We start from the raw sequence: 25207 nt of genomic DNA on the forward strand, positions 1-25207 counted from the left end.
GGCCCCCTGCGACCCGTTGGTCACGACACCTGTCATCGGCGTTCCTCCTTCACCGTCGGCGGGAGACGATCAGCTCCGCGATCTCGATCGCGTTCAGAGTCGCTCCCTTGCGGAGATTATCGGCCACCGCGAAGAGGATCAGGCCCTTCCCGTCCGGCACCGAGGCGTCCTGTCGGATGCGGCCGACGAATGTGCCGTCCTTGCCGGCCGCCATCAGCGGGGTGGGCAGGTCCACGACGGTCACGCCCGGCGCCGCCTCGAGCAGCTCGCGGGCGCGCTCCGGGGTGATCGGCTGATCGAACTCGGCGTGGATCGCGAGGGCGTGGCCGCTCATCACCGGCACGCGCACGCAGGTGCCGGCCACGGGCAGGTCCGGCAGGCCCAGGATGCGGCGGGACTCGTTGCGGAGCTTCTGCTCCTCGTCGGTCTCGCCGGTGCCGTCGTCCATCAGGTTCCCCGCGAGCGCGACCACGTTGTACGCGATCGGCGCCTGGTATACGCCCGGCTCGCCGAGGTCCACCGAGGAGCCGTCCAGCGCGAGCTCCTCGACATGGTCGACACCCTTCCTGACCTGCGCGGCGAGCTCCGCGACACCCGCCACGCCGGAGCCGGAGACCGCCTGGTAGGTGGCGACCTTCAGCCGGGCCAGACCCGCCTCGTCGTGGAGGGCCTTCAGGGTCGGCATCGCGGCCATGGTGGTGCAGTTGGGGTTCGCGATGATGCCGCGCTTCGGGGCGGTGATCTGCTCCGGGTTCACCTCGGAGACCACCAGCGGCACCTCCTCGTCACGGCGCCAGGCCGAGGAGTTGTCGACGACCACGGCGCCCGCCTCGGCGAAGCGGGGCGCGAGCGCCTTCGAGGTCGAGCCGCCGGCGGAGAAGATCGCGACGTCCAGCCGCCGCCCCTCGGAGGTGATGTCGGCGGTCTCCGCGTCCTCGACCACGAGGTCGAGGCCCGCGTAGGAGACGGTGCGCCGGCGCCGCGGGCGGAGGCGAACACGCGGATCGCGGCGTGTGCGACCGAGCGGTCGGCGAGCAGGGCGAGCATCACACGCCCGACCTGGCCGGTCGCGCCGACGACGCCGAGGACGGGCCCGTCGGCCGCGTAGCCGGGGGTGCCCGAGAAGTCGGGCGCGGTGGCGGAGCTGGGGGTGCTGGTGGTGTTCATCGTCCGGTCCCTCCGTAGACCACGGCCTCGGTCTGCTCGGCGTCGAGGCCGAACGCCGTGTGGATCACGCGCACCGCGTCGTCGAGCCGCGACTGCTCGGTGACGACGGAGATGCGGATCTCCGAGGTGGAGATCATGTCGATGTTGATGCCCGCCTCGCCGAGCGAGCGGAACAGGGTCGCCGAGACGCCCGGGTGCGCGCGCATCCCGGCGCCGACGATGGAGACCTTCCCGATCTGGTCGTCGTAGCGGACCTCGGTGAAGCCGATCGCCTCGCGCGCCTTCTCGATCGCCTCGAGCGCGGCGGGGGCGTCGGACTCCGGGAGGGTCAGGGAGATCGCGACGGTGTCGTCGACCGTCGAGGAGTTCTGCACGATCATGTCGATGTTCGCGCCGGTCCCGGCGACCACGTCGAACAGCGGCGCCGCCTTGCCCGGCGCGTCCGGGACCTCGACGACGGTGATCTTGCCTTCGCTGCGGTCGTGGGCGACGCCCGAGATGATCGGCGCCTCGAGGCCCGGTGCTGCGATGTCGTCCATGGGGAGCTCCTTGGTCGGGTCGGCGGCGTCGCGACGGGCGGCGTCCGCGGGGCGGAGGGTGACGTCAGGGTCGATCGGGATCTCGCGGTCGGGCTCGTCGGTGACGATCGTGCCGAGCCGGCCCGAGTACGAGGAGCGCACGTGCGGCGGCACCCCGTAGCGGCGCGCGTACTCGACGCGCGCGCCATGAGGATCTTCGAGCCGTTCGCGGCCATCTCCAGCATCTCCTCGCTGGAGATGACGGGGACGCGGCGCGCGGCGGGCGCGATCCGGGGATCGGCGGTGAAGACGCCGTCGACGTCGGAGTAGATCTCGCAGACGTCCGCCTCGAGCGCCGCGGCGAGCGCCACGGCGGTCGTGTCCGAGCCGCCGCGACCGAGGGTGGTGATGTCCTTCGTGGCCTGCGAGACGCCCTGGAATCCGGCGACGATCGCGACCGCGCCCTCCTCCAGCGCCTCCTCGATCCGACCCGGGGTGACGCGCAGGATGTGCGCCTTTCCGTGCACCTCGTCGGTGATCAGCCCGGCCTGCGAGCCGGTGTAGGCCCGGGCGTGGACGCCGGTGTCGTTCAGCGCCATCGACAGCACCGCCATCGAGATCCGCTCGCCGGCCGTGACCAGCATGTCCATCTCGCGCGGCGGCGGGTTCGGGCTCACCTGCTCGGCGAGGTCGATCAGGTCGTCGGTGGTGTCCCCCATCGCGGAGACCACCACCACCACCTTGTGGCCGGCCCTGGAGTACATCGAGATGCGGCGCGCGACGCGCTTGATCGAGTCGGCGTCAGCGACGGAGGATCCTCCGAATTTCTGGACGACCAGGCTCATGAGCGGTTTCCTTTGACTGTCGAGGACGGTGCGGATCGTGCTTGGGTGCGCGGACTTCCGCCGTCGCGGGTCCGCTCGAGCCGATCGGACGCCCCGTGCCGTGCGGTCCGAGCCGGCCTCGCGGGAGCGGCGCAGACGAACGCCTCCCGCCGGACACCGCTCGTCCCGGACGATCCGGTGACGCCGTCGCGACACGCAGGCCAGTCTACGAAGACGGCTCCCCGAAGCCCCAGTGACCTCGTCATTCGAGACAGCGGGCCAGGTCAGGACGGTTCGCGCACGTGACCGGCGCAACACCACCCCGGGCGCGCCGCGGCTGGGCCCCGCGGCCCGGTCACCGATCCTCGCTCCTCGACATCAGCACCGGAAGGCTCACCGAGACGTGGCTTTGTGCTCTTATGTGGGCCCATACCGTCACTCAGCCACGTCTCGCGTTGTGTGGGCACGCCGGGACCGCGGCGGCGGCTGCCCGGAGGGTGATGGCGGCCGCGGCGGCGGCATCCACACCGGGAGCGCGCCGCCAGCTCACCGAGCCTGCTGCGACCTTTGGCCGAGGTGCTGTGGAGGAGCGGTCCGGAGCCATGACCTGCCGATCCGTTCCGTCGGACGAGGCGATGTGGAGGACTGCGCGACGGGACGGCCCGTCCGGGGAGGCTCCCTGCATGCCGCGCCGCTTACTCCCGCTCCCCGCCTCGATCAGCGGGCCCGTGTTCACCGCCGCTGAAGCGCGAGCCGCTGGAGTCTCGGGAGGCAGACTGCGCGCCGCCGACGTCTCACGGATCGACCGAGGGCTCTATGTCATGACGGAACGGTCCACCGGGGCCGCGAGCTCGCCCGAGAGCGATGGGACCCCGCACGAAGAGGGGGCGAGCACGGTCCGCGAGGCCGACGTGATCCGTGCGCTGCAGCGCGCCGACCCGGACGCGGTCGCCTGCGGGCTCAGCGCGGCCAGGCTGTGGAACCTTCCCCTTCCGCTCGGCCTCAGCTCCTGGGATGCCGACGACCCGGACTCGACGATCACCATGTCCCTCACCGGATTCCATCGGCTCAACACGAAGCAGGTGACTTGGCGATCCAGCGACATCTCGTCTCGCGAGAGGACCCGCCTGCGCGGTATCGGCACCACCACGCGCCTGCGCACCTTCCTCGAGCTCGCCGAGGTGCTTCCCCAGGACGACCTGGTGGCGATCGGCGATCATCTCGTGCGCATTCCTCGTCCCTCCCTCGAGGGCCGCGACCTGCCTCATGTTCCGATCGACGAGCTCTCCGACGTCGTCGTTCGGTTCCGAGGCCGCGGGTCACGCCGGTCGCGGTCCGCGATGGCGGACGTCCGCGTCGGCGCCGACTCCCCTCCGGAGACGTTCCTCCGCCTCGCGCTCCTTCGGTCCGGCCTGCCCGAGCCGGTTCTGAACACGACGATCCGTCAGGACGGGCGATGGCTCGGGGAGCCGGACATGTCGTGGCCGCAGTGGAAGGTCTGCCTCGAGTACGACGGGAGGCACCACCGCGACCGGACGCGAGAGGAGAAGGACATCCTGCGCGGGGAGCGACGACGGCTCGCGGGATGGACCGAGCTCGTGGTCTCCGTGGGCGACATGGACCATGGCGCGGCTCGGGCCATCGAGCGAGTGACGTCCGAGCTTCGCAGGCGCGGCCACACGGGATGAGCGCACCTCGAGTCGGCCGCACAGGATGAACTCGCGTCCGACCGGCCGTGCGCCGCGAGCACCCCGAGTCGGCCAGTCGATGCGAGGCTCCGAGCTGGCCGTGCGCGGCGGCCCCGGGCCAGGCCCGCGATGACGATGTGCCGAATCCTCCGCGGCGCAGGGGGCGAGACGTGGCTTTGTGCTCGAATGACTCGCAATAACGACACAAAGCCACGTCTCGCCCCACCGGGCGGAACCGGGACCTGTTGGGCCGCCCGTCAGAGGCCGGCGGTGAGCTCGGTGAGCAGGGCGCGGGCGCCGTCGGTGCGGAGCACCTGGAGGGCGTGGAGGTAGGGCGTCGTGAACGCCTCGTGCTCGACGAGGTCGCCGAACAGCTCCTCGTCGCGGAGGAAGGCGAGCGGGTCCTCGTCGTGCTTCGCGGCGGCGGCCATGACGCGGTCGTGGAGGCGGTCCACGACGGGCCACTCCTCGCCGTTCTCCCCCGTGCCCTCGGCGTATCGAGCCCAGGAGGCGACGATCGCGGCGGAGGCGGAGACGTCGCGGCCGGCCTCGAGGTTCTCCCGGATCACGGGCACGAGCCAGGTGGGGATGCGGTCGGAGGACTCGGCGGCGAGGCGGGCGAGGGTGTCCTTCACGCTCGTGTTCGCGAAGCGCGCCATGAGCTCGTCCTTGTAGGCGTCGAGGTCAATGCCCGGCACCTCGGGCACGGTCGGGGTGCCCTCACGGTCCATGTACAGGGTGCGGGTGAAGGGGGCGAGGTGCGGATCGACGGCGGCCTCGTCGGCAAAGGTCTGCCCGAGCAGCAGGCCGAAGTAGGCGATGGCCTGGTGGGAGCAGTTCAGCAGGCGCGGCTTCATCAGCTCGTACGGCTCGACGTCCTCGACCATCTGCACGCCGACCTCCTCCCAGGCGGGACGGCCGGCGGGGAACTCGTCCTCGAGCACCCACTGCACGAAGTCCTCGCTGACCACCGGCCAGGCGTCCTCGATGCCGTAGTCCTCGGCGATCATCTCGATGTCCGACTCCGCGGTGACGGGGGTGATGCGGTCGACCATGCAGTTGGGGAACGCGACCTCGGAGGCGATCCAGTCCGCGATCGGGGCATCGCCGTGCAGGCCGTTCTCGTCGCGGCGGCGGGCATAGGCGAGGATCATGCGCTTGGCGAGGTCCCCGTTGCCGCGCACGTTGTCGCAGGACATGACCGTGAAAGGGGCGGTGCCGGCCTCGCGTCGGCGGCGCGGCGCCTCGACCACGTACCCGAACATCGTGCGGGGCTGACCCACCTGCTGCGCGGAGTTCGCGCCGCCGTCGTTCGAGCCCGCGAGGGCCGCGGCCTGGGCGTCGGCAGGATCGAACCGTGTGGCGAGGTCCGCGGCGACCGCCTCGGTCTCGTACTGGAACTCGCCGGTGGAGGGGTTGTAGTTGTACCCGCCCTCGGTGACGGTGAGCGAGACGATCCGCACGGCTGGGTCGGTCATCTGGGCGAGCACAGCCTCGGGGTCGTCGGGCGCGAAGAGGTAGCGGGCGATCGAGCCGATCACGCGGGGGTCGCGCGTCCCGTCGGGCGCCTTCGTGACCAGGGTGTACAGGGAGTCCTGGGCGTCGAGCGCGTCGCGCATCCGGGCGTCGTCCGGCAGCAGGCCGACGCCGCAGAGCGCCCAGTCGAGGTCGCGTCCGGCGTTCATGAGGCGGTCGAGGTACATCGCCTGGTGGGCGCGGTGGAAGCCGCCGACGCCGAAGTGGACGATGCCGACGCGTCGCTCGTCCAGCGGGCGCTGCGGAGTGGCGACCTCGCCACGCGCGGCGATCTCGGGGAGGGCGGCGGAGGTCAGGGCGGTCGGAGCGGTCATCGGCTCATCCTTCGACGAGGAATCGGGGGTGCGCCCGACGATACACACTCCGTCGTCAGATGAGCAGAGGGTGGCGCTCACCTGTTCCGGGCGGGGCGTCCGCAGTGCCGGGCGGCCCGCACGGGGCGGCACCACCGGCCCGCGGCGCCGGACGACCTGCGCCGAGGCGAGCGGCGCTCGACCAGGCGGCACCGAGGCTGACGACCCCCAGACCAGCGGCGGCGAGCGACCCGTGCCGAGCCGACCTGCACCGGGAGCCGGTCTCGCTCAGCCCAGGAGCGCCTCGACCTGCTCGGCGAGCTCGGGGGCGAGGACGATGTCGTCGACGAGGCCGGAGCGGGCCGCGGCGAGCACCGCCTCGGGATGGCCGACAGCGGGGATCGCGGCGATGACGCGGGCGCGGCGGAGCTGGTCGGGCCGCACCCCGATCACGCGGTCCTCGACGGCGGAGTGCCACACGGCACCGCTCCCACCGAGCAGGATCCCGCAGATCTCGGCGACGACGCCGGCGTCGAAGGCGCGCTGCTGCTCGGCGGGGCGCGACCGGCTCCAGAGGGTCGAGGTGCCGTCGGCCCAGGCGCCGACGGACACGGTCGCGACGTCGAGCCCGTCGGCCGCATCGAGCGCCGTGCGCACCTCCTCCATGGAGCGCAGCGAGGCCGCGACCTGCGGGGAGTCGACGATGAGCGGGGTGGGCAGGGCCCAGACCTGGCCGCCGGAGCGGGCGCCGAGCTCGTGGACCAGCGCGGAGGACTGCGCGGTCGAGTGCCCGGCGGTGCTCACGGGGCCGACGAGCTGGACGATGTCGGCCGCGGGCGCCGCGTCGAGCGCGGCGGGCAGGTGCATGAGGGTGCGCGACCAGGCCACGCCGAGCCGCCCGCCCTCGCGCAGGTGGCGGCGCATCAGCCCGGCGACCTGGCGGGCGATCGCGGCGCGGGGCGCCTCGCCGGGACGAGCGACCGCGACGGTGACGGAGGAGATGCCCAGGCGCTCGGCGAGCGGGGAGAGGTCGCGGCCGGCGGCGGTCGGGTCGACGACCTCGATGCGGACGATGCCCTCGGCGCGCGCCTCGTCGAGCAGGCGCGCGACCTGGAAGCGGGAGAGTCCGTGGCGCCGGGCGAGCTCGATCTTCGGCACGCCCTCGAGGTGGTGCTCGCTCGCGAGGGCGACCTTGAGCGCGATCGCGTCCGCGGCCCCGGCGCCGGCCTGCTCGCTCCCCATCGATTCTCCCTCCGCGACCTGCATCGACCTCTCAGGTGAGGGCAGATGGTTGCTCGGCTGAGCGTATATGACTACGCTCACCCTCAGTTGAGAAGTCTCCCCGCTCATCTGAGCGAACGGTCGTCCCGTCGGCCGTGCCCTCCCGGGCACGCCCCCGAGGCGCCGACCGTGCCCGCCCTCCGCGACGACGCGCCCGAGCGGCCCGTCTCCGCGATGTTCACAGGAGAACAGCGCATGGGTCCCCGTCCCCACCCCTCACCCCCGCCACGGCCCTCCCGTCCCCGACGGCGCACGGTCCTCGGCGCCGGGCTCGCCGCGGGCCTCGGTGCCGCCGGCCTCGCCGGATGCGGCGCCGGCTCCTCCGCCGGCGGGAAGGAGTCGATCGTCGTCGCGATCGTCTCGAACCCTCAGATGCAGGACGCGATCAGCCTCATCGACCGCTTCACCGCCCAGCATCCCGACATCGACGTGCGCTTCGTGTCCCTGCCGGAGAACGAGGCGCGCGCGAAGATCACCGCCTCGGTCGCCTCCGGCGGCGGCGAGTTCGACGTCGTGATGATCTCGAACTACGAGACCCCGCTGTGGGCCCCGAACGGCTGGCTCACCGACCTCGAGCCGTACATCGCCCGCACCGAGGGCTACGCGCCGGAGGACTTCGTCCCCACGATCAAGGACGCGCTCACCGTCGACGGCGCGATGTACTCCGTCCCCTTCTACGGCGAGAGCGCCTTCCTCGTCTACCGCCAGGACCTCTTCGACGAGGCGGGCCTGACCATGCCCGAACGTCCCGGGTGGGACGACATCCGCTCCTTCGCCCAGACCCTGCACGACCCCGAGGCGGGCATGAGCGGGATCGCGGCGCGCGGACTCGCGGGCTGGGGCGAGAACCTCGCCCCGATGAGCACCGTGATCAACACCTTCGGCGGTCGCTGGTTCGACATGGACTGGGCGCCGCGACTGGACTCCCCGAGGTGCACGACGCCGTCGCGCTCTACGTCGACACCCTGCGCTCCTACGGCCAGCCCGGCGCCGCGACCTCCGGCTTCGGCGAGTGCCTGACCCAGTTCAGCCAGGGCAACGCCGCCATGTGGTTCGACGCCTCCTCGATGGTCTCCGGCGTCGAGAACCCCGACTCCTCGACCGTCGTCGGGAAGACCGGCTACGCGCTCGGGCCGACGAAGGACACCGAGTACGCCGGCTGGATCTACTCCTGGGCGCTCGCGATCCCCGAGACCAGCCGCAAGAAGGACGCGGCCTGGGAGTTCATCGCCTGGATGACCCACCCTGACTACTTCCAGCTGGTGGGCCAGGAGATCGGCTGGGAGGGCGCGCCACCCGGGTCGCGCCTGTCCACCTACGAGATCCCCGAGTACGCGGAGCTCTCGACGACCTACGCCGAGCCGACCCTCGACTCGATGGAGAACTCGACCCAGGAGAACTCGATGACCGTGGACGTCCCCTACGACGGGCGCAGAACGTCGTGATCCCCGAGTTCCAGGACCTCGGCACCCGCGTCGGCCAGCAGTTCTCCGCCGCGATCGCCGGGCAGAAGAGCGTCGACGAGGCCCTCGACCAGGCGCAGGGGTTCGCCGAGTCCGTCGCCCGCACCTACGGCTGGGCGGGCTGAGCCATGACCGCACTGGACACCGCACCCGCGCCCGGAGGGCGCGCCCCGTCGGCCGACGGCCCCCGCGCCCGACGCCGCGAGGACGGGGCCTCCCGCGCCGAGGGCTGGCGCCGTCGGCTCCCGCTGATGCCCGCCTTCGTGTTCGTGGTGATCTGCACGCAGATCCCGTTCCTGCTCACGATCTGGTACTCGCTGCGCTCACGGAACCTCTTTGCGCCCCGAGGGCGAGACGTTCGTGGGGCGCGCGGAACTACCTCGACCTCGCCGTCGACTCGACCTTCCGCACCGCGGCGCTGAACTCGATCCTGATCACGCTGGGCTGTGTGCTCGTCTCGCTGCTTGCTGGGACTCGGGCTCGCGCGCTGCTGGACCGGGAGTTCGTGGGCCGCGGATTCATCCGCACCCTGCTGATCACGCCGTTCCTGATCATGCCGGTGGCCGGCGCGATGCTGTGGTCGATCTCGATGTTCGACCCCACCTACGGACTCGTGAACTGGCTGATCGGCACCGTCGGCATCTCCCCGGTGGACTGGACCAGCCAGTTCCCGATGCTCTCGATCATCATCGCGCTGGTGTGGCAGTGGACGCCGTTCATGATGTCGCTTCTCCTGGCCGGCCTGCAGTCCCAGACCGGCGACGTGCTCGAGGCCGCGCAGATGGACGGGGCCGGGACGTGGACCACCTTCGTCCACATCACCCTCCCCCACCTGCGGTTCTACCTCGAGCTGTCGGTGCTTGCTGGGCGCGATCTACGTGGTCAACACCTTCGACCAGATCTACCTCATGACCGCGGGAGGGCCCGGCACGGCGTCCGCGAACCTGCCGTTCTACATCTACCAGCGCGCCTTCCTCGGCTTCGACATCGGGCAGTCCGCCGCGATGGGCGTGGTCACGGTCATCGCCACGATCATCATCGCGACCTTCGCGCCGCGCCTGATCTTCACGAGCATCAACTCCAAGGAGCAGTCATGACCGCCACCCTCCATCGACGAACTGCGAGGAACGAGCGGGAGGAGAGGGAGTCATGAGCACAGCCACAGTCCCCCCGACGGCCGCTCCTGCCGCCGTGCGCGCTCCCCGCGCCCGTCGCGGGAAGGGCCGGATCGGCGGGCACCTGCTCTCCGTCCTCGCCTGGGTGGTCGGCCTGCTGTTCTTCGCCCCGGTGGCGTGGATGGTGCTGACCAGCTTCAAGCAGGAGTCGCAGGCCGCCTCGAACCCGCCCACCTTCTTCTTCACCCCGACGCTCGAGCAGTACACCTCGATCATCAGCTCCGCCCAGGTCGGCTCGTACGTGCTGAACTCGGTGCTCGCCACCGGCATCTCGACGCCGCTGGTGCTGGTCCTCGCGGTGCCGGCCGCGTACGCGGTGAGCATCCGGCCCGTGAAGCGCACGCAGGACGTGCTGTTCTTCTTCATCTCCACGAAGATGCTCGCCGGTGGTCGCGGTGATCATGCCGATCTACGTGATCGCCGGGCAGATCCGGATGCTCGACAACATCCTCACGCTGATCGTGCTGTACACGGCGATGAACCTGCCGATCGCGGTGTGGATGATGCGCTCGTTCTTCCTCGAGGTGCCCGGCGAGGTGCTCGAGGCGGCCTCGATCGACGGTGCCTCGCTGCTGCGGACGATGCGCACGGTGCTGCGCCGATGGTCGCCCCTGGCATCGCCGCGACGGCGCTGATCTGCGTGATCTTCGCGTGGAACGAGTTCTTCTTCGCCCTGAACCTCACCGCGGCGAACGCGGCGACCGTGCCGATCTTCCTGATGTCGACCATGACCTCGGAGGGACTGTTCCTGGCCCGGCTCTCCGCCGCCTCGGTGCTCGCCTCGCGCCGGTGGTGCTCGCCGGCTGGATCGCGCAGAAGCGGCTGGTGCGCGGCCTGTCGATGGGTGCGGTGAAGTAGGAGGGCCGGGGAGGCCGGTCGGGACCGTCGGCCGGACCGCTCACCTCTCACCGTCGGCCGGGCCCCGCCCCTCACCGCCGGGCGGACCGCTGCGAGACCTGGCTTTCTGCTCCTATCAGGCCCGATAGAGACAGAAAGCCACGTCTCGATGAGTGCCGGCGCCCGCGGCCTGGCCGCCGCTCAGTCGCCGGGGACGTCGCGCTCGATCTCGGCGAGCCAGGCGGTCGACGCGGCGTCCGAGGGCATCCGCCAGTCTCCGCGCGGGGAGAGCGAGCCGCCGGCCAGCACCTTCGGGGCGTTGGGCAGGGCGGAGCGCTTGAACTGGTTGGAGAAGAAGCGCCTGGTGAACACGGTTAGCCAGTGCTTGATCTCCTCGCGGGAGTAGGCGCGGCGGTCGTCCTCGGCGTAGCCGGCCGGCCACTCCCCGCCTCCGCATCGCCCCAGGCCTGATGGGCGAGATAGGCGATCTTGCCGGGGCCGTAGCCGCGGCGCAGCAGGTGGTAGAGCGTGAAGTCGTGCGGCGCGTAGGGGCCGATCGAGTCCTCGGTGGACTGCGCCTTCTGCCCTGGCGCGGTGGGGATCAGCTCCGGGGAGATCTCGGTGTCGAGCACGGCGCGCAAGCACCTCGGCGGTCGCGGCGTCGAAGATCCCCTCGGAGATGACCCAGCGGATCAGGTGCTGGATGAGGGTCTTCGGCACGCCCGCGTTCACGCCGTAGTGGGACATGTGGTCGCCCACCCCGTAGGTGCACCAGCCCAGCGCCAGCTCGGAGAGGTCGCCGGTGCCCACCACGATCCCGCCGTGGTGGTTCGCGAGGCGGAAGAGGTAGTCGTAGCGCATCCCGGCCTGGACGTTCTCGAAGGTCACGTCATAGACCGGCTCGCCCTCGCCGAAGGGGTGGCCCATGTCCTTGAGCATCTGGGTGGAGGCGGGGCGGATGTCGATCGTCTCGAAGCTCGCGCCGATCGCCCTCGAGAGCGACTCGGCGTTGGAGCGGGTGTGCTCGGTGGTGGCGAAGCCCGGCATCGTATAGGCGAGGATCTCGGAGCGGTCCCGGCCCAGCACGTCCATTGCGCGGGCGCACACGATGAGCGCGTGGGTGGAGTCGAGACCGCCGGAGACGCCGATGACGGGGCGGGTGCCGCCGGGCTTGTCCCCGCCGATCTGCTTCAGGCGTCGCACCAGCCCTGCGACCTGGATGTTGTACGCCTCGTAGCAGTCCTGCGCGAGGCGCGCCGGGTCGTCGGGCACGAAGGGGAATCGGTCGTGGTGGCGGCGCAGCGGACCGGTGGCGGGGCGCGGGCGCTCCGCCAGGACGCCCTCGGGGTCATACGCGCTCCCGGAGTGCGGTGCGTACGCGAACCAGCCCGTCGTCCGTGCGTCCCGGCCCTCCGCCGTGGCGGAGTCCGCGGGCGGTGGCGCGGAGTGCTGATCGACGCCGTCGGCCGACCCTGGCCCGTCGGCCCAGGCAATCGCCCAGTCCGGGTCGCCGGCGACGATCTCGTCGCTCTCGAACGGGCCGAACAGGCTCGTCTCCTCCCAGCCGTCGAACTTCTCGAGCGAGGCGGCGTGGGTGCGTCGGTTGTCGTCGAAGGTGTTCTGCCGACGCCGCTCGGCGACCAGCCGGTCCAGGTCGACGTCGACGATCGTGGAGCGCACCCCCGTCGGGAACCGCTCGGACTCCCCCAGCAGGTCACCGCACTCGTAGACGAAGGTCTGTCCGTCCCAGGCGAGATCGGTCGTCGACTCCCCCTCCCCCGCGGCCGCGTAGATGTAGGCGCACTGGGTGCGGGCGGAGGCGGAGCGGGCCATGAGCTTGCGGTCCTCGGCGCGGCCGATCGTGATCGGGGAGCCCGACAGGTTCGCGATCACGGTGGCGCCGGCGAGCGCGGCCTCGGCCGACGGCGGGACCGGCACCCACATGTCCTCGCAGATCTCGACGAACAGGCGCGGCCCGGCACGTCCTCGACGGTGATGATCGAGTGCGGGGACAGGGCGTGCTCCTCCCCGCCCAGGCGCACCGACTCGCCTGCCGCGTCGTCGCCCGGCGCGAACCAGCGCCGCTCGTAGAACTCGCGGTAGGTGGGCAGGTTCTGCTTCGGCGTGACGCCGAGTACCCGCCCGCGATGGATCACGACCCCGCAGTTGAAGATTCGCGAGCGGTCCTTCGCGCGCGCGGGGCGCCGAGCACGATGATCGGCATCAGCTCCTCGCTCGCCTCGAGCACGGTGAGCACTGCCTGCTCGGCCGCGTCCAGCAGCGGCTCCTGCAGGACGAGATCGTCGAGGGAGTAGCCGGTCAGGGACAGCTCGGGGAAGACCGCGATCCCGACCTGCTGGTCGTGCAGGTCGCGCGAAGACCTCGAGGTGGTGCTCGGCGTTCGCGGCCGGGTCGGCGAGCGCGACCGGCAGGGTCACCGCGGCGACGCGCACGAAGCCGTGGTCGTAGATCGAGGCATGGGGGTCCGTGGCCGCGGCCGCGTGACCGGCGGTGTCCGTCGCAGAGGTCATGGCCCGAGCGTAGTGCGCCGCGCCCCTCCCCGTCGGCCCCTGGCCGGGACGGACAGCGCCACGACCTGGGCGGCGCTGCGATAGTTTGACCCGGTGGAACATCGGCACGGCGCAGGCGGGAGGCATCGACGATGAGCTCCCGCAGACCCCTTCTCGGCTGGCTCCTGATCGCCCCGAGCCTGATCGGCGTCACCTGCTTCCTGATCCTGCCGGTGGTGCTCGCCTTCGTGGTGTCCCTGTTCCGCTGGGACCTGCTGGGCACGCGCACCTTCCTGGGCCTGGACAACTACGCCTCCCTGCTGTCCGACGGCGCGCTCGCGAACTCCCTGCTGGTCACGGGCGTGTTCACGCTGATCTCGGTGCCGGTCTCCCTCGCGATCGGGCTCGTGCTCGCCACGCGGCTGGTGCGGGCGCCGCCGGGCTCGGCGATCGTGCGGGTGATCGTGGTGATCCCGTGGGTGTGCGCGCCGCTCGCGCTCGGCGTGGTGTGGAAGTGGATCCTCCAGCCGTCGGTCGGCGCGCTGAACCAGATCCTCGGGGTGCGGATCGAGTGGCTGACCGACCCGACCCTGGCCCTGCCGGCGGTCGCCTTCGTCGCGATCTGGCAGAACGTCGGCTACATCTCGCTGTTCTTCCAGGCGGGGCTGTCGCGGATCCCCGGCTCGATCTACGAGGCCGCCCGGATCGACGGCGCGAACGCCGGGCAGCAGCTGTGGTTCATGACGATCCCGCTCGCTGCGCCCGACGACGTTCTTCCTCGCCGTCACCCAGGTGGTCGCCTCCTTCCAGGTGTTCGACATGGTCTTCGCCCTCACCGGCGGCGGGCCGCGGCACCGCACCGAGGTGATCGCCTCCCTGATCTACCACGAGGCCTTCGAGGCCAGCCGCCTGGGCCGCGCGAGCGCCGTCGCGGTGATCCTGTTCGTCCTGCTGGTGGTGATCACGGTGATCCAGCGGCGCTGGTTCTCCCAGCGCATCACCTACGACATGAGCTGAGAGGAGGGACGAGATGACTGCTCACGATCCGAGTCCGGCCGACGGGCGCTCCGCGCCTGCGCCGACGACGGCTCCGTCGGCCGCGATCACAGGCGCACCGCCCGCCCCTCCGGGGGCCGTCGGCCGCTGACCGGCTCGCTGCTCGCGCGCCGCGTGCTCGGCGTCGGCGCGACCTATCTCGTGCTGGTCGTCGCGGCCGCGCTCACGCTCGGGCCGTTCCTGTTCTCGGTGATGACCGCGCTGACCTCCACCACGCAGTTCGCGCAGGAGGGGCCGCTGTCGGTGCCCGCCCCGCCGGTGCTGGACAACTTCATCAGCCTGTTCACCTCGGCCGACGGCTTTGTCACACCCGTGGCGGTGACCGTGCAGATGGTCGCGGTGATCCTGGTGGGGCAGATGGTGTTCTCGGTGCTCGCCGCCTATGCCTTCGCCCAGCTCCGCTTCCCCGGCCGTGACCTGCTGTTCTGGGTGTACATCGCGACGCTGATGGTGCCGCAGGTGGTGGTCGTGGTGCCGCTGTACCTGATGCTCTCGGAGATGGGGTCGCGCAACACCTTCTGGGCGCTCGTGCGCCGTTCGTGCTCGGCTCCCCCTACGCGATCTTCCTCTTGCGGGAGAACTTCCGCGGCATCCCCTCCGAGCTGATGGACGCGATGCGGATCGACGGCGCCGGGACAGCTTGCGCCTGCTGTGGCACCTGGTGGTGCCGCTGAACCGGCCGATCATCGTCACCCTCGTGCTGATCACGGTGGTCACGCACTGGAACAGCTTCATGTGGCCGATGGTGATCACCTCCGGGCCCGAATGGCGGGTGATCACCGTGGCGACCTCCGCGCCGCAGTCGCAGTACAACAACAACTGGACCCTGGTGATGGCAGGGACGACGCTGGCGATGCGCCGCTGGTGATCCTCATGATCGTCTTCCAGAAGCAGATCACCCGCTCGGTCGGCGACGCGACGCTGCGCTGAGGGCCGCACCCCGCCCCGTCTCGGAAGGTCATACAGCGCCCCACGACGGGGGCCGCGGACGATAATGGGCAGAACACCACGTCCCGGAAGGACCTCCCATGCTGAAGCGTCGTACCCTCCTCTCCTCCTTCGCCGCCGCCGGCCTGCTCGGCACCGCGGCGGCCTGCTCCCCGTCGGGCGGCGGTGACAGCGGCTCCGGCGGCGAAGGCGGCGGCAGCGATGCCGGCGGCAGCAGCGGCGGTGACAAGGGCACGCTGACCTTCCGCCTGTGGGACGAGAACGCGGTGGCCGCCTACGAGGAGTCCTTCGCCGCGTTCACCGAGCAGTCCGGCTGGAACGTGAAGATCGACGTGGTGCCGTGGGCGGACTACTGGACGCGCCTGCCGCTGGACGTCGCCAGCGGCGATGCGGCCGACGTGTACTGGATGAACTCCGCGAACTACGTGCTGTACAAGGACTCCGGCGACCTGCTGGACATCAACGAGGTCGTCCCCGACGGCGCCTCGCAGTGGGAGAAGGCCGTGGTGGACCTGTACTCGCGCGACGGCGGGCTCTGGGGAGTGCCCCAGATCTGGGACTCGATCGCCGTGTTCTACAACAAGGCGCTGGTCGAGGAGGCGGGCGTGGATCCGTCGGCCCTCGCCTTCGACCCGACCGCCGACACGGACTCCCTGCGCGACGCGGGCCGGAAGCTCACGGTGGACGGCGAGGGCCGCCACCCGGGCGAGGACGGCTTCGACGTGGACTCCCGTGCGCAGTTCGGCTTCAACTCACAGGCCGACCGGCAGGCGATCATCGGCCCGATGCTCGCCTCGAACGGCGCGCAGTGGCAGGACGAGGACGAGTACACCTTCGCCTCCCCCGAGGGCATCGAGGCGTTCCAGTACATGGCCGACCTGATCAACGTCGAGAACATCGCGCCCAGCGCCGCGGACACCAACGAGAACGGCGACTTCACCCGCGACCTGTTCACCCAGGGCAAGCTAGCCCTGTTCCAGTCCGGACCCTACAACCTGTCGCCGGTCTCCGACGGCGTCGCCGACTCCTTCGAGTGGGCGCTCGCCGCCCCGGTCGCGGGCCCCGACGGGGCGAAGTCGCTGGTCCACGGCGTGGTCGCCGTCGGCAACGCGAAGGCCGACGACGAGCAGCAGGCCGGCATCGCCGAGCCGCTGACCTGGCTCGGCTCGAAGGACGGTCAGCTCCCGCTCGCGGAGCAGGGCGTCTCCTTCCCCGGCCACGTCGACGCGCAGGACGCGTACATCGAGTTCTGGAAGGGCAAGGGCGTGGACGTCAGCGTGTTCGTCGAGGCGGCGAAGAACCCCGCCGAGGCCGACACCGGCGCCCGCGCGAACGCCGGGCTGACCGCTGCGATGCCGATCTTCCAGGAGGTCTTCATCGGACGGCTCTCCGCCGCCGACGGGATCCCGCAGGCGCAGGAGGAGGGCAACGCCGCTATGGCGGAGTGAGCCGCGGGCTCTCCACCGCTCCCTCACAGTTCGTGCTCCGAACGTGCCCAGGAAGGGCTGTCGCTCCAGGTCAGGGCGTGGGAATCTAGCCCCATGACACAGAGCACACCCCCGGACGGCCCGCCTCCGCCCCTCCCGCCGGTCGACCATGCCTCCCCGCAGAGGGCTCCCGGCCCGGAGGGGCCAGGGATCGTCGCCGAGCACGTCAGCCGCGCCTTCGGCGGCGTGCAGGCGGTGGCGGACCTGAGCTTCACCGCGCCGCGCGGGGCGGTGACGGCGCTGGTCGGCCCGAACGGGCGCGGCAAGTCGACGCTGATGCTCATGCTCGCCTCGCTGCTGGCCCCCGATTCGGGCCGGGTGCTGGTCGGCGGCGTCGACCCCGCGGAGGACTCCGCCGCGGTGCGCGCGCAGGTCGGCTGGATGCCGGACCAGTTCGGGGCGTGGGACTCGCTGCGGGTCGCCGAGGTGCTCGAGGTGATGGGCCGCGCCTACTTCCTGCCCACCGCGCGGCTGCGCGGGAGGGTGGACGAGCCGCTGGAGCCGCTGGACCTCGTGCCGCTCGCGCAGCGCGCCCGCGCACGTGCTCTCCCGTGGGCAGAAGCGGCGCCTGGGCCTGGCTCGTGCGCTCGTGCACGACCCGCGGGTGCTGGTCCTCGACGAACCCGCCTCCGGCCTGGACCCCGCCTCGCGACGCCGCCTGCTGCAGGTGGTCCGCTCACGGGCGGGCGATGGAGCGACCGTGCTGGTCTCCAGCCACATCCTCGGCGAGCTCGAGGAGATGGCCGACCACGTCGTCTTCCTGGACGGCGGCCGCGCCGTGGACGCCTCGAGCCTCCGCGACCTCGCCGCTCGGCCGCGGCCGTGGCGGATCTCCTCGCTGCACCATCAGGCGCTCGTCGAGGCGCTCGATCACCTGCACGTGCGCCACGGCGAGGTGTCGCCCGGCGACCGCACCACCTCCGGTCATGCGGAGGCGGTGGTGGAGGCGCCCGACGACGCGACCGCCGCCCGCCTGCTCGCGGATCTCACCGCCGCGGGCGCCCGGATCATCGGCTTCGGCCCGACGACGGGCAGGCTCGAGGCCGCCTATCTCGCCTCCGACGCCGCCCAGCGAGAAGGAGCCCTGTGATGAGCACTCCCCAGACCCTCGAGGCCGGTCCCGGGACCGACCGCCCCCGCGGCCGGGGCAGCTATGCGGCGCGCTGGCGCGGCCTGCGGCTGGTCACCTCGCTCGAGCGCGCCAGCGCCTGCGCTCCAAGCGCTGGTACGTGGCACTGGCAGTGTGGACGCTGGTGATGATGGGCATCGGCGCGCTCGGCCTCGGCCCGACGCTGTACTCCGCGCAGTGGGAGGACGTCGGCCCGATCGCGGCGATGGTGTTCAGCCTGCAGATGATCCTGGTGCTCTTCGCGATCTCGCTGGTGGTGCCGGCGCTGTCGGCCGGATCCATCAACGGCGACCGCACCGCCGGGACCCTCGCGACGCCGCAGGCCAGCCTGCTCAGCCCCACCGAGATCGTGCTCGGGAAGCCGCTCGCAGGCTTCCTCACCGGCCTCGCCTTCCTGGTCCTCGCCCTGCCCTCGCTGGTGCCGATCGCGGCCGCTTGGCGGCATCGGGATCCTGTACATGCCGCGGGTCGCTCGGGGTGATCGTCTCGCTCACCCTGTGCGTGACCGCGGTGGGGCTCGGGCTCTCGGCGCTCACCTCGCGGCGGCTCGGCTCGGTGGTGCTCGCCTACGTGATCGTGTTCGGGGTGACGGTGGTGCCGCCGATCGCGTGGGGCTCCACCGCCGTGGTGCTGAACGAGGAGCGGGAGGTCACGAACTACTACACCGTCTACGACGACGAGTACTCGATGGAGAAGGGCCGGTGCGCGGCGGAGCAGGTCGAGGAGACGGTGCCCCGGCTGGACCTCTCCCTGCCGCTGCTGTGGGGGAACCCGGTGGTGCTCCTGGCCGAGGCCGCGCCGACCCTCCCCGCGGACTACGACCCGCTCGAGGACCCGGACACGGATCTTCTGACGACGCTGAAGACCGGGATGCGCTCCGCCGCGACCACCACCCACCCCGTCCACTCCGTGTACTGCTCGCCGGACGACCCCGGCTACCCCACCGATCTCGGCACGCCGCCGAACCGTCCGGTGTGGCCGATGGGTCTCGGGCTGTGGTCGCTCGTCGGGGCGCTGTCGCTGCTGGTCGCGGTGCGGCGGCTCGCCGTGCCGATCCGACGGCTCGGCGCAGGCACCCGGATCGCCTGAGGCGACGAGGCCGGTCGTGGCTAGGTGCTGGCGTCCCGCGTTCCGGTACGGCGATATATCCGTACCGGGACGCAGGGCGCCATCAGTCGACCACGCGTCGAGGGACAGTACGGGGCCGCCGGTTCAGCGCTCGCGCGGCCCGGTGACCGTGTCGGGGATGTCGTGCAGGTGCGAGGCCTGCTCGGAGGGGCTGTTCCCACCGCCGGTGAAGGCCGATCCCTCGGAGCCGAAGTCGCAGCGACGCCCTGGGCGAGGTCCGCCTGCCGCACGGCGGTGTCGGAGGCGCCGGGGGCGTTCTCGTCCACCCACAGCCGCTCCCCCGCCGCGTCGAGGTCGAAGATCTCCAGCGCGTGGTCGCCGCCGTCGGCCTGGAGGCGCTTGCGCGGCGCGGCGCGCACCGCGGGGTCCTGCGCCCGGTCGGCGCGGGTGCCGAACTCGGGGGCGACCAGCGCGTACGGGGTCTCGCGGCGCATGTATACGCCGGCCGGGCCGTAGAGCACGTCGCGCAGTCCGCTCTTCATCGCCTGCGTCGCCGCGAGGCCCAGCAGCCGGCACGACCATGAGCGCGAGGAGGGCGAGGAACACCCAGGTCAGGGCCGTCCCGGCGCCGAGCAGCGGGAGCAGGACCGCGGCGAGGACGGTCCCGGCGAGCGCCCAGCCCGCGCAGAGCCAGCCGGTCAGCGAGCACACCCGCGCCTCCCACGGGTTCACGCGGGCCCGGTGCGCCCACTCGGCGTAGGTGCGCTGGTCGCGCACCTGCGCGCGGTGGCCGGAGGAGAGCTGGATCGCGAGCGCGGGGGCGAGCGCGCGCCGGCCGCGACGAGCACGAGCAGGGGGAGGCCGACGGCGAGGTGCCGCCAGCGCAGCGGGGTCTCGACCTGGGACAGTCCCGTCGCAGACAGCGAGCTCAGGACGGTGACGAGGTCCGCGATGCCGAGCACCAGCCAGGAGGTCCCGGCCAGGGCGGGCAAGACCCAGGTCAGTGCCGAGCGCGCGATGAGGGCGAGCGCGGTGAGGGCGCCGCGGGGGCTCCTCGCCCCGTCGGCCGCGGGGGTGCCGGGGTTCGGCGGCAGGTGCCGGCGGTCCTGGGCGAGGTGCGCCGGGCGGCGGCGCGTCGGCGCTCCGGGTCGGTGCCGATGCGCGCCTCGGTGTGCGAGACCTCGTGGGAGGTGATCCCGAGCAGACGCGCGGCGGGCACGGTGCGGCGCACGAGCACCCAGGCGAGTTCGAGGGCGATCAGCCCGGCGCACCACACGGACAGCGGGCCCGCGCCGAGCCCCGTCCAGGGTCGCGGCAGGCCGAGCACGACCGTCAGCGGCAGGGCGAGGACGGTGAGCACCGGCGCCGCGAGGAGCATCGCGGTGGTGCGGTCCTCGACGCCGCGCTGGAACTGCGTCTCGGAGAGGAAGCGGCGGGGCCGCAGCGGTGCGATCAGGCGCGGCACCAGCGGCGCCCCGAGCAGGCTCAGCATCGTCGCGACGGCCGGGAGCAAGCAGGAACGCGGTCCACAGGCCCTCGGAGGTGAAGTTCAGGGCGCTCATCGCTTGGCGCAGGTAGGCCGGATCGCCGAGGCCGGCGAGGAGGGAGAAGAACCAGAAGGTCGGCGAGGCGCCGACGACGTACAGGGTCAGCAAGACGTACCAGAGGCCGAGCAAGACGAGCGCCGGCGCCCAGAGTCGGCGCAGCGAGGCGCGGAGGATCTCGCGCCGGGACTCGACCATGATCTCCCCCGGCGAGACCAGGTGCGTCTCCTCCTCCGGCGACCGCGGCGGCGGCGGCAGGTCCGTCAGCGGCGGCGGCTGTCCGGGAGTGGGGAGAGGTCATCACGGGAACCGGCGGCGCCTCAGACGCCGCGGCGGCCGAGGAACGCGCGGCCCAGGGTCATCTCGTCGGCGTAGTCGAGGTCGCCGCCGACGGGCGACCCGGAGGCGAGGCGCGTGACGGTCAGCTCGAGCGGTCCGAGCAGGCGGGAGAGATAGGCGGCGGTGGCCTCGCCCTCGATGTTCGGGTCCAGCGCGAGGATGACCTCCTGGGTCTCCCCGGAGCCGAGGCGGCTCATCAGCTGGGTGATGCGCAGGTCGTTCGGGCCGACGCCGCCGATCGGGTCGATCGCGCCGCCGAGCACGTGGTAGCGGCCCTTGAACTCGCGGATCTTCTCGATCGCGACGATGTCCTTGGACTCCTCGACCACGCAGATCACCTCGTCGCTGCGGCGCGGGTCGGTGCAGATGCGGCACTTCTCCTCCGCCGAGACGTTCCCGCAGATCTCGCAGAAGCGGACGGTGTCCTTGACCTGGACGAGCACCTCGGCGAGCCGGCGCACGGCGGCGTCGTCGGCGTCCAGCAGATGGAACGCGATCCGCGCGCCGACTTGGGGCCGATGCCCGGCGGCTTGCCGAGCTCGTCGATGAGGTCCTGGACGATGCCTTCATACACGCGGCTCACTCTAGTTCCCGGGGCCGACGTGCGGCGACGGGGCCGAGGTGGTGTGGATCGCGGCGCGCGGTGCCGAGCGCGGCGCTCGGACGGTCGGCCGCCGCCGAGCCGTCGCTCCTGAGAGGTCGGGCCGTCGTTCCTGGTGGACGAGGGCCCCGTTCGCGTCGGCGATCGATACGCTGACGATCCCGACCCACTCTCGATGCGGAGAACCATGGCCAGGCTTCCCGACGCCCTGCTCGACGCGGTGCAGGCGCGCGTGCTCGAGGGACTCGCCGACCTCGGCGCCTCCGACGCGCTGGTCGGCGAGATCGCACGCCGCGTGATCGCGTACCTGCGCAACACCTCCGAGACCACGGTGAGCGTGGAGGAGGACGGCACCACCTTCGTGATCACCGGCGACATCCCCGCGATGTGGGCGCGGGACTCCGCCGCCGCGCCTGACGCCGCTCGCTGCGGCTCGTGGCCGCCGGGGTGGGGGCCGACGAGGACCGCGCCGAGCTGGTCGCGCGCCGCTCGCCGGCCGCTGCGCCGTCATTGGCAGTATCTCGAGATCGACCCGTACGCCAACGCCTTCAACCGCGCCCCGGACTCCTCCCACTGGGACGCGGACGAGACTGAGCGCGACAACCCCTGGGCGTGGGAGCGGAAGTTCGAGCTCGACTCCCTCTCCTACGGCCCCGACCTCGCCTGGCGGCTGTGGCGAGCGACCGGGGACACCTCCTGGGCCGACGAGCGCTTCCTGCCCGCGGCCCGCGCGATCCTCTCCACCGTCCGGGCCGAGCGAGCAGCACCACGAGGAGCGCTCCGCGTACTTCTTCCGACGCTCCGGCGTACCCGCCCAGGACACCCTCGCCCGGGAGGGGCGCGGCTCCCTGACCACCCCGAACGGTCTGGTGTGGGCGGGCTTCCGCCCCTCGGATGACGCCTGCGAGCTGGGCTACAACATCCCCGGCAACCACTTCCTCGCCCTCGCCCTGGAGCGTCTCGCAGAACTGCTGGAGCAGGTCGCGGACGCCCCGGCGGAGGCAGACGAGGCGCGGGCGCGGGCGGAGCAGATCCGTGCGGCGCTGGTCGAGCACGGCACGATCGAGGGGCCGACGGGCGAGCGGGTCTGGGCCTACGAGATCGACGGCCGCGGCGAGCACCGGTTCCTGGACGACGCGAACGTGCCGAGCCTGCTCGCCCTGCCGTACCTGGGCCGCGTGGCGCAGGATGATCCGCTGTACCTGGCCACCCGCGCCGCGGTGCTCTCGCGCAGCAACCCCTGCTACTACGAGGGGCTGTACCTCGAGGGCGTCGGCTCCCCGCACACCCCGAAGGACCATGTGTGGCCGATCGCGCTCGCGGTCGAGGGTCTGACCAGCGCGGAGCGCGGCGAGAAGTCGCGTCTGCTCGAGCTGATGATCCACACGGACGGCGGGACCGGGATGATGCACGAGGGCGTGCACGTGGACGACCCGACGGTGTTCACGCGGGAGTGGTTCTCCTGGTCGAACTCGATGTTCTGCGAGCTGGCGCTGGATCTGGCCGGTGTCTTGCGAGACCGGTCCGGCACGCACGAGGGGGCGACGGAGCGCGCCTGAGCCCCGGGCATGACGGGGATCCACCGCCGAGGGGGGCGGCCCCTGGCGGTGCTGGTGGCGTCCAGCCTGCCGCGATAGCGTCTGACCGGGCCGCCGCCTTCCTGCCCGGCCCGCCTCCGACCGCGAACAGGACGAGTCCCGATGTCGCCGATGCCCGCCCCGTACGACGCCGCCGAGCCCGCCACCTCCTGCCGGATCACGGACGCTCCCGAGATCACGACGGCCGTCGTGGTCCAGCACGACTTCCCGATGTACGACATGCCCGCCCTGATGGACGGCACGTTCTCCCATCTCGCCGAGGCGCTGGCGGCGCAGGGCATCCGCCCGATCGGCCCCGCGTTCTCCCTGCACCACCGGGCGCCGGTCGCGACGGCCGATCTCGAGGTGGGCTTCCCGGTGGACGCCCCGCTGACCGAGCCCCTCGAGTCGCCCAGCGGCTACGAGGTCATCGGGTCGAGCATCCCGGGCGGTCGCATCGCCTGGATCTCGCACATCGGCCCCTACGGCGGCCTCGCGGAGAAATGGGGGGCGTTCACCGAGCAGGTCGGGGAGTCGGACGAGCAGATGACGTACCCGTTCTGGGAGTTCTACGTCACCGAGCCGCATCCCGACATGAATCCGGCGACCCTGCGCACGGACCTGTTCTCCCTGCTCGAGCCGCGCAGCTGAGGAGGTTGCGGGTCGGCGCGCGCCGATGCGGCGTTCGCCGAGTCAGCGCGGGCGGTTCTCGTCGATGACCTCGAGGACCCTGCCGCCGAGCATCTTCTCGATCACCTCGCGGCCGTTCCGGGTCGCGAAGACGGCGTCCTCGTCGTCCCGGGTCGCGCCGCCGGTCGGGTCCGGATCGGCCTGCGGGGCCTGATCCGCCTGGCCTCGCCCTCCTCGCAGGCGCTGACCGGCGGTGCGGGACGCCATCGCGGCCTCGCGGACGAGCGCGGCACCGCTGCGCGGCGCGTCCGCCGAGGGCGGTGCGGCGGGTGCCGCGATGGGAGCCGCGGCGGGCGGAGCCGACGGTGCCGCAGACGCCGACGGGGCTGATCCCGAGGCGGTGCCGGTGACCGACGCCGCGGCGCCCCAGGAGCTCGTCGCGCGTGCGGCGGCGGAGCCGTCCGCGCCGCCCGGCACGACCTGACCGGAAGGCTGAGCTGGGTCGTCGTGTGGGACGGCACGGCCGAGTCCGGCCGGCGGAGCGGTGTCCGGCGAGGTGGGTGAGGCGACCTCGGGGGCCGCGGTGAACCCGCGCGGCATGTCACCGCCCTGCGCGACGTCCTCCGGCTCCTGGACCGGCGCCTCGCCCGGTCCTGAGGCGGAGGCGTCCGCCCCCTGCGCGAGGTGCGCGGCGGGCAGCGAGCGGACCACGCGACCCTCCGCGAGGGCACGCTTGAGCGCGTTCTGGCCGAAGGTGCGGGGCTCCTCCGCCGGCGACCTGTCGCGTCCCTCGTCCTCGACCTCGAGCGGCGGGCCCGCCGACGCGGACCCCGGTCGCGCCTCGCCAGGAGCATCGCCCGCTGGCGACGCCGTGGGCGCGGAGGCCCCGGGCGCGGACGGGGCCGACGGGGCGGCCGCCGCGGCGGATCGGGACGGAGCGGAGGGGGCGCCTGCTCCCGCGTTTCGGTCCTCGAGCGCCTCCGACCAGCGGCCTCCGCCCTGCGCCGCGGTGGGCGGCTGGTCGCGCGCGGGCGGGCCGTGCTCCTCGGGGTCCGGCGGGTAGGGGTCGTCGGGCTCCGGCGGGAAGTCGTCGGCCGGGGCGTAGGAGGGTCCGGCCGGAGCGTTCCTCGCGGCGCGCGCAGCGGCGGCCATAGCTCGTTCCGAGGCGCGCTGGCCGACGGACGCGGGCTCCTGCCGCTCGGGACTGTCAGGACCAGCAGGCGCCGCCGACTGTGCGACCGACGACGCGACCGAAGGAGCTGGCGACGGCGCTGCGGAGCCCGGCACGGAGGGTGCGCGGGCGGGCGCCGGGTCGCGCGGCGCCATCGCGGAGGCGGCGTCTCCCCACGGCGCTCCCCCGGTCCGCGGGGCCTGGCCGCCGGACGGGTCCTCCGCGGTCGGACCACCGGAGGCTCCGCCTCCCTGTCCGCCCGGGCCGGGAGCGTCCTGCCCGACAGGACCCTGCCCGCGGGGAGCCCAGTCGCCCGAACCGCCCCGACCTCCCGGGCCGCCCGGGCCACCGAAGTCGGCAGGGCC

20 protein-coding genes and 7 pseudogenes are annotated in these 25207 nt (G+C 72.3%); 18 read left to right on the plus strand and 9 right to left on the minus strand.

Translation table 11 applies throughout. The annotated features are described in order from the left end of the window. Positions 1–49: 49 nt before the first annotated feature. Positions 50–1167 (minus strand): annotated as a pseudogene (locus tag WKH84_RS11295) (aspartate-semialdehyde dehydrogenase). Next, a pseudogene (locus WKH84_RS11300) lies at positions 1164–2530 on the minus strand (aspartate kinase). The pseudogenes WKH84_RS11295 and WKH84_RS11300 overlap by 4 nt, the downstream one beginning before the upstream one ends. Positions 2531–3330: 800 nt before the next feature. Between WKH84_RS11300 and WKH84_RS11305 the strand changes: the two are divergent. Further along, positions 3331–4197 carry a hypothetical protein gene (locus WKH84_RS11305; protein ID WP_341856686.1) on the plus strand — a complete coding sequence of 289 codons (867 nt, stop codon included), beginning with the start codon at positions 3331–3333 and terminating at the stop codon, positions 4195–4197. A 257-nt stretch (positions 4198–4454) separates the two neighbouring features. Here the strand turns inward: WKH84_RS11305 and WKH84_RS11310 are convergent, their stop codons facing one another. Then, the gene (locus tag WKH84_RS11310) at positions 4455–6047 is read right to left on the minus strand and encodes a mannitol dehydrogenase family protein (RefSeq protein ID WP_341856687.1); all 1593 of its coding nucleotides are present in this window, start codon (positions 6045–6047) and stop codon (positions 4455–4457) included. 267 nt (positions 6048–6314) lie between these two features. Then, positions 6315–7268, minus strand: coding sequence for a sugar-binding domain-containing protein (locus tag WKH84_RS11315; RefSeq protein WP_341856688.1), 954 nt, complete (start codon positions 7266–7268; stop codon positions 6315–6317). Between the two features lie 168 nt (positions 7269–7436). Between WKH84_RS11315 and WKH84_RS11320 the strand changes: the two genes are divergently transcribed. From WKH84_RS11320 to WKH84_RS11345, 6 genes and pseudogenes are all read left to right on the plus strand, one after another. Then, entirely contained in the window at positions 7437–8327 is an 891-nt protein-coding gene (locus WKH84_RS11320) for an extracellular solute-binding protein (protein ID WP_341856689.1), read from the plus strand. After that, the gene (locus tag WKH84_RS11325; RefSeq protein ID WP_341856690.1) at positions 8240–8752 is read left to right on the plus strand and encodes an extracellular solute-binding protein; all 513 of its coding nucleotides are present in this window, start codon (positions 8240–8242) and stop codon (positions 8750–8752) included. Before WKH84_RS11320 ends, WKH84_RS11325 begins: the two co-directional genes overlap by 88 nt. After that, positions 8749–8895 carry a hypothetical protein gene (locus WKH84_RS11330; protein ID WP_341856691.1) on the plus strand — a complete coding sequence of 49 codons (147 nt, stop codon included), beginning with the start codon at positions 8749–8751 and terminating at the stop codon, positions 8893–8895. The genes WKH84_RS11325 and WKH84_RS11330 overlap by 4 nt, the downstream gene beginning before the upstream one ends. Before the next feature lie 3 nt (positions 8896–8898). Further along, positions 8899–9192, plus strand: coding sequence for a hypothetical protein (locus WKH84_RS11335; RefSeq protein ID WP_341856692.1), 294 nt, complete (start codon positions 8899–8901; stop codon positions 9190–9192). A 26-nt stretch (positions 9193–9218) separates the two neighbouring features. Next, positions 9219–9923: a sugar ABC transporter permease gene (locus WKH84_RS11340; RefSeq protein WP_341856693.1), complete on the plus strand. Its 705-nt coding sequence runs from the start codon at positions 9219–9221 to the stop codon at positions 9921–9923. Then, positions 9920–10803, plus strand: a pseudogene (locus WKH84_RS11345) (carbohydrate ABC transporter permease). The gene WKH84_RS11340 and the pseudogene WKH84_RS11345 overlap by 4 nt, the downstream one beginning before the upstream one ends. A gap of 180 nt (positions 10804–10983) precedes the next feature. Here WKH84_RS11345 and WKH84_RS11350 read toward each other — a convergent pair. After that, a pseudogene (locus WKH84_RS11350) lies at positions 10984–13313 on the minus strand (NAD(+) synthase). A gap of 131 nt (positions 13314–13444) precedes the next feature. Here WKH84_RS11350 and WKH84_RS11355 point away from each other — a divergent pair. The 9 genes and pseudogenes from WKH84_RS11355 to WKH84_RS11395 all read left to right on the plus strand — a co-directional run bounded on the left by WKH84_RS11355 (position 13445) and on the right by WKH84_RS11395 (position 19001). Then, positions 13445–14326, plus strand: a complete 882-nt coding sequence (locus WKH84_RS11355; RefSeq protein WP_341856694.1) for a sugar ABC transporter permease — start codon at positions 13445–13447, stop codon at positions 14324–14326. Between the two features lie 136 nt (positions 14327–14462). After that, the gene (locus tag WKH84_RS11360) at positions 14463–14954 is read left to right on the plus strand and encodes a hypothetical protein (RefSeq protein WP_341856695.1); all 492 of its coding nucleotides are present in this window, start codon (positions 14463–14465) and stop codon (positions 14952–14954) included. A gap of 34 nt (positions 14955–14988) precedes the next feature. Next, positions 14989–15216 carry a hypothetical protein gene (locus tag WKH84_RS11365; protein ID WP_341856696.1) on the plus strand — a complete coding sequence of 76 codons (228 nt, stop codon included), beginning with the start codon at positions 14989–14991 and terminating at the stop codon, positions 15214–15216. A gap of 160 nt (positions 15217–15376) precedes the next feature. Next, the gene (locus WKH84_RS11370; RefSeq protein ID WP_341856697.1) at positions 15377–16744 is read left to right on the plus strand and encodes a sugar ABC transporter substrate-binding protein; all 1368 of its coding nucleotides are present in this window, start codon (positions 15377–15379) and stop codon (positions 16742–16744) included. Between the two features lie 93 nt (positions 16745–16837). After that, positions 16838–17245, plus strand: a pseudogene (locus tag WKH84_RS11375) (ATP-binding cassette domain-containing protein); the annotation flags it as partial. A 79-nt stretch (positions 17246–17324) separates the two neighbouring features. After that, entirely contained in the window at positions 17325–17873 is a 549-nt protein-coding gene (locus WKH84_RS11380; RefSeq protein ID WP_341856698.1) for an AAA family ATPase, read from the plus strand. Then, positions 17873–18040: a hypothetical protein gene (locus WKH84_RS11385; RefSeq protein ID WP_341857090.1), complete on the plus strand. Its 168-nt coding sequence runs from the start codon at positions 17873–17875 to the stop codon at positions 18038–18040. Before WKH84_RS11380 ends, WKH84_RS11385 begins: the two co-directional genes overlap by 1 nt. Beyond that, positions 18013–18393 (plus strand): hypothetical protein, encoded by a 381-nt coding sequence (locus WKH84_RS11390; RefSeq protein ID WP_341856699.1) that lies wholly within the window; start codon positions 18013–18015, stop codon positions 18391–18393. Before WKH84_RS11385 ends, WKH84_RS11390 begins: the two co-directional genes overlap by 28 nt. Continuing rightward, positions 18390–19001, plus strand: a complete 612-nt coding sequence (locus WKH84_RS11395) for a hypothetical protein (RefSeq protein WP_341856700.1) — start codon at positions 18390–18392, stop codon at positions 18999–19001. Before WKH84_RS11390 ends, WKH84_RS11395 begins: the two co-directional genes overlap by 4 nt. Positions 19002–19021: 20 nt before the next feature. Here WKH84_RS11395 and WKH84_RS11400 read toward each other — a convergent pair whose 3' ends face one another. The 3 genes and pseudogenes from WKH84_RS11400 to recR form a co-directional block, all read right to left on the minus strand. After that, positions 19022–19522 carry a hypothetical protein gene (locus WKH84_RS11400; RefSeq protein ID WP_341856701.1) on the minus strand — a complete coding sequence of 167 codons (501 nt, stop codon included), beginning with the start codon at positions 19520–19522 and terminating at the stop codon, positions 19022–19024. 186 nt (positions 19523–19708) lie between these two features. After that, positions 19709–20722 (minus strand): hypothetical protein, encoded by a 1014-nt coding sequence (locus WKH84_RS11405; protein ID WP_341856702.1) that lies wholly within the window; start codon positions 20720–20722, stop codon positions 19709–19711. Positions 20723–20844: 122 nt separating this feature from the next. After that, positions 20845–21437 (minus strand): annotated as a pseudogene (recR, locus tag WKH84_RS11410) (recombination mediator RecR). A 214-nt stretch (positions 21438–21651) separates the two neighbouring features. On the opposite strand from recR, the pseudogene WKH84_RS11415 reads away from it, so the two are divergent. Together WKH84_RS11415 and WKH84_RS11420 are read left to right on the plus strand one after the other, a co-directional pair. Then, positions 21652–23023: pseudogene (locus tag WKH84_RS11415) on the plus strand (glycoside hydrolase family 125 protein). A 141-nt stretch (positions 23024–23164) separates the two neighbouring features. Then, positions 23165–23692: a GyrI-like domain-containing protein gene (locus WKH84_RS11420; protein WP_341856703.1), complete on the plus strand. Its 528-nt coding sequence runs from the start codon at positions 23165–23167 to the stop codon at positions 23690–23692. A gap of 42 nt (positions 23693–23734) precedes the next feature. Here WKH84_RS11420 and WKH84_RS11425 read toward each other — a convergent pair whose 3' ends face one another. Continuing rightward, positions 23735–24823, minus strand: a complete 1089-nt coding sequence (locus WKH84_RS11425; RefSeq protein ID WP_341856704.1) for a hypothetical protein — start codon at positions 24821–24823, stop codon at positions 23735–23737. Positions 24824–25207 lie beyond the last annotated feature (384 nt).

The sequence above is a fragment of the Brachybacterium sp. GPGPB12 genome (assembly GCF_038396325.1).
Lineage (GTDB): Bacteria > Actinomycetota > Actinomycetes > Actinomycetales > Dermabacteraceae > Brachybacterium > Brachybacterium conglomeratum.